Origin of the sequence: Streptomyces sp. NPDC057474 (assembly GCF_042802555.1) — a bacterium.
Classification (GTDB): domain Bacteria; phylum Actinomycetota; class Actinomycetes; order Streptomycetales; family Streptomycetaceae; genus Streptomyces.
Genome location: NZ_JBHVDX010000396.1, coordinates 1,478 through 4,876, shown reverse-complemented (window position 1 = coordinate 4,876; position 3,399 = coordinate 1,478). Strand labels below are relative to the sequence as shown.

General features: G+C 74.3%; 2 protein-coding genes and 1 pseudogene. All 3 read right to left on the bottom strand.

The features are described from left to right. Positions 1 to 113 precede the first annotated feature (113 nt). The gene (locus ACFU53_RS46610) at positions 114 to 764 is read right to left on the bottom strand and encodes a ScbR family autoregulator-binding transcription factor (protein WP_384006336.1); all 651 of its coding nucleotides are present in this window, start codon (positions 762 to 764) and stop codon (positions 114 to 116) included. Positions 765 to 776: 12 nt separating this feature from the next. After that, positions 777 to 2,364, bottom strand: a pseudogene (locus ACFU53_RS46605) (acyl-CoA carboxylase subunit beta). Between the two features lie 161 nt (positions 2,365 to 2,525). Further along, the gene (locus ACFU53_RS46600) at positions 2,526 to 2,726 is read right to left on the bottom strand and encodes an acyl-CoA carboxylase epsilon subunit (protein ID WP_384006334.1); all 201 of its coding nucleotides are present in this window, start codon (positions 2,724 to 2,726) and stop codon (positions 2,526 to 2,528) included. Positions 2,727 to 3,399 lie beyond the last annotated feature (673 nt).

The window sequence follows — 3,399 nt, the reverse complement described above, 5'->3', positions numbered from 1 at the left end:
TCCCCGCCCCGGGCGGGGGCGGGGACGGGCAGGGTGGGGTGGGTGGGGCGGTGGGTTCGGTGTGCCGCTCCGGGGCGCGGGGCTCTGGGCGTTCGGAAGGTGTTCCGGTCGCTTCAGGGGCCGGGGGTGTCGGGGGGCCGCGCGGTCCGGGTTCCGCGTCCCTCCGGCGTGAGCCGTCCGAGGGTGGGTGCGGAGGCGAGCCGTGGCAGCAGCAGTTGCCACAACCGGGTGAGGGTCCGGCACGAGAGCCATACGGGATCCCGCGCCCCCAGCGACTGCAAGCCCATGGTGGCCGCCACGAGGGTGATCACCGCGTCCTGCGGGGCCACCGTCTCGTGCAGGTGGCCTTCCGCGTCGGCGCGCTGGAGTGTTTCCTCGACCCACTGCCGCCACTGGTGCCTGAGGTTGCGCCTGGCCACGTAGACGTGATCACCGCTCAGCTCGAAGCCGGTCCGCAGGACCACGTCGTCGTTGAGCCCGCGCGCCAGGTCGTGGGTGGCGTCCACCAGGCACTGCAGGGCGTTGTCCGCCTCGCCGTGGTCCCGCAGCGTGATCTGGCCGAGCCGGTGCGCGGCCGCGTCCTCCACGGCGCCCGCGAGGGCGGCCTTGTTGGCGAAGTGGAAGTGCAGCGCCCCGTTGCTCACACCGGCCCGGCTGCTGATCGTGGTGAGCGACGCCACGCTGAAGCCGTCCCGGTCGAAGATGACGGCGGCGGACTTGATCAGCGCCTCGCGCGTGCGGAGCGCGCGTTCCTGTTTGACCATCGGGGTGCTCCGTTATTGCGGGGGGTTGCCGTGCTTGCGGGAGGGCAGGTCGGCGTGCTTGGTGCGCAGCATGACCAGGGAGCGGATGAGGACCTCGCGGGTGCGGGCGGGGTCGATGACGTCGTCGAGCAGGCCGCGTTCGGCCGCGTAGTAGGGGTGCATGAGCTCGGCCCGGTACTCCTTGACCAGGCGGGCGCGCATGGCCTCCGGGTCGGCGGCCTCGGCGATCCGGCGCCGGAAGATGACGCCCGCGGCCCCTTCGGCGCCCATCACCGCGATCTCGTTGGTGGGCCAGGCGTAGGTGAGGTCGGCGCCGATGGACTGGGAGTCCATGACGATGTAGGCGCCGCCGTAGGCCTTGCGCAGGACCAGGGAGATCCGGGGCACGGTCGCGCTGCAGTACGCGTACAGCAGTTTGGCGCCGTGGCGGATGATCCCGCCGTGTTCCTGGCCGACGCCCGGCAGGAAGCCGGGGACGTCCAGGAGGGTGACCAGGGGGATGTTGAAGGCGTCGCACATCTGGATGAAGCGGGCGGCTTTCTCGCTGGCCCCGATGTCCAGGACGCCCGCGAGGGTCTGCGGCTGGCTGGCGACGACGGCGACGACGTGGCCGTCGAGACGGGCCAGGGCGCAGATGATGTTGCGGGCCCAGCCCTCGTGGACCTGGAGGAAGTCGCCGTCGTCGACGATCTCCTCGATGACCTCGGCCATGTCGTAGGGGCGGGCGGCTGCCGTCGGCCGGCACCAGATCCAGCAGGGCGTCGCAGGACCGGTCGGCGGGGTCCTCGCACGCGACGGCCGGCGGGTTGTGCCGGTTGTTGGAGGGCAGCAGGGAGATCAGGTAGCGGACCTCGGCGAGGCAGGTCTCCTCGTCGTCGTAGGCGAAGTGGGCCACGCCGCTGGTCTCGGCGTGCACGTCCGCGCCGCCCAGGCCGTTGTGGGTGATCTCCTCGCCGGTGACGGCCCTGACGACGTCCGGGCCGGTGATGAACATCTGCGACGTCCCGCGGACCATGAACACGAAGTCGGTGAGGGCGGGACTGTAGGCCGCGCCGCCCGCGCACGGACCGAGCATCACACTGATCTGCGGGATGACACCGGAGGCCCGGGCGTTGCGCCGGAAGATGCCGCCGTACCCGGCCAGCGCCGGGACACCCTCCTGGATCCGGGCGCCGGCGCCGTCGTTCAGCGACACCAGCGGGGCCCCGGCCGCGAGGGCCATGTCCATGATCTTGTGGATCTTCGTGGCGTGGGCCTCGCCGAGCGACCCGCCGAAGATACGGAAGTCATGGGCGTAGACGAAGACCGTACGGCCCTCCACCGTGCCCCAGCCGGTGACCACACCGTCGGTGTAGGGCCTTCTTGCCTCCAGGCCGAACCCGGTGGCCCGGTGCCGGCGCAGCTGCTCGACCTCGTTGAAGGAGCCCGGGTCCAGCAGCAGCTCGATGCGCTCCCGGGAGGTCAGCTTGCCCTTGGCATGCTGCGCCCCGGTCGCCTTCCCGCTGGGGCCGGCCAACGCCTGAGCACGGATCTCGTGCAGCTCGGCCGCACCTCCCCGGGCGCCTTCCGGCGCCGCGCCGTGCGCGCGGGGATCCCTCACCGTCACCACGAAACGTCTCCCTTCCACTCGTCGACGCGGACGCTGCCGTTCGGCGGACACCACCCCTGAACACCACCACTCTAACAAACCGCGCAAGCGGTTTGTTAGAGTGGTGGTGAGATTTGGCCGACGATCGCCCCCGCCGTCACGCCCCCGGCGCCTCAGCGCCAGCTGTGCGGCGCCCGGAACGGCACGGCCCGCTCCCACCCCGCCCGGCGCACCCCGAACGCCGCCGCACGCCGCCGGGCACCCCGCCCGGCGAGCACGGACAGCAGCGTCACCGCGACGGCGGCGAGTTCCTCCTCGCTGGCCTCGCCCCGCTCCACCCGCAGCACGGCCCGGCAGGCCTGCACACCGCTCATGTCATCCTCCCTCGCCCTGCGGCCACGCTCGGCCGCAGCGCTCGAGAACCACTCGCACCCGGCTCGAGACCGCCCGCCCCACGCCGGCACCGCCCGCACCACCGCCGGCGATCCGGCGGGACGGACCGGCGGGACGGACCGGCGGACGGACCGGCGGGACGGACGCGGGCGGACGGGCGGGACGGACCGACGGCGGACGGCGGACGGCGGACGGCGGACGGGACGGGCGGACGGACGGACGCGGGCGGACGGGACGCGGGCGGACAGACGGGCGGACAGACGGGCGGACGGGCGGCGGACGGGACGGACGCGGGAGGGCCGGGCCGGGCGGACGGGACGGCCGGGCGGACGGGACGGCCGGGCGGACGGGCCGGGCGGGCCGGGCCGTCCGTCCCGGTTCCCGGCCTTCGCGGGGCCGCCCGCGCCGCCGGACCGACGCCGCCGACGCGCCGACGCCGCGGGCGGGGCGGGCGGGGCGGGCGGGGCGGGCTCCGCAGCCACGACCGGCTGCGGAGTCCGCTTTCCCGCACGGCGAAACACCGCCGGGCACGGCCGCGACCACGGAGCGGCTGCGGTGCCCAGGCAGCGGCTGCGGTGCCAGGCAGCGGCTGCGGTGCCAGGCAGCGGCTGCGGTGCCAGGCAGCGGCTGCGGTGCCAGGCAGCGGCTGCGGTG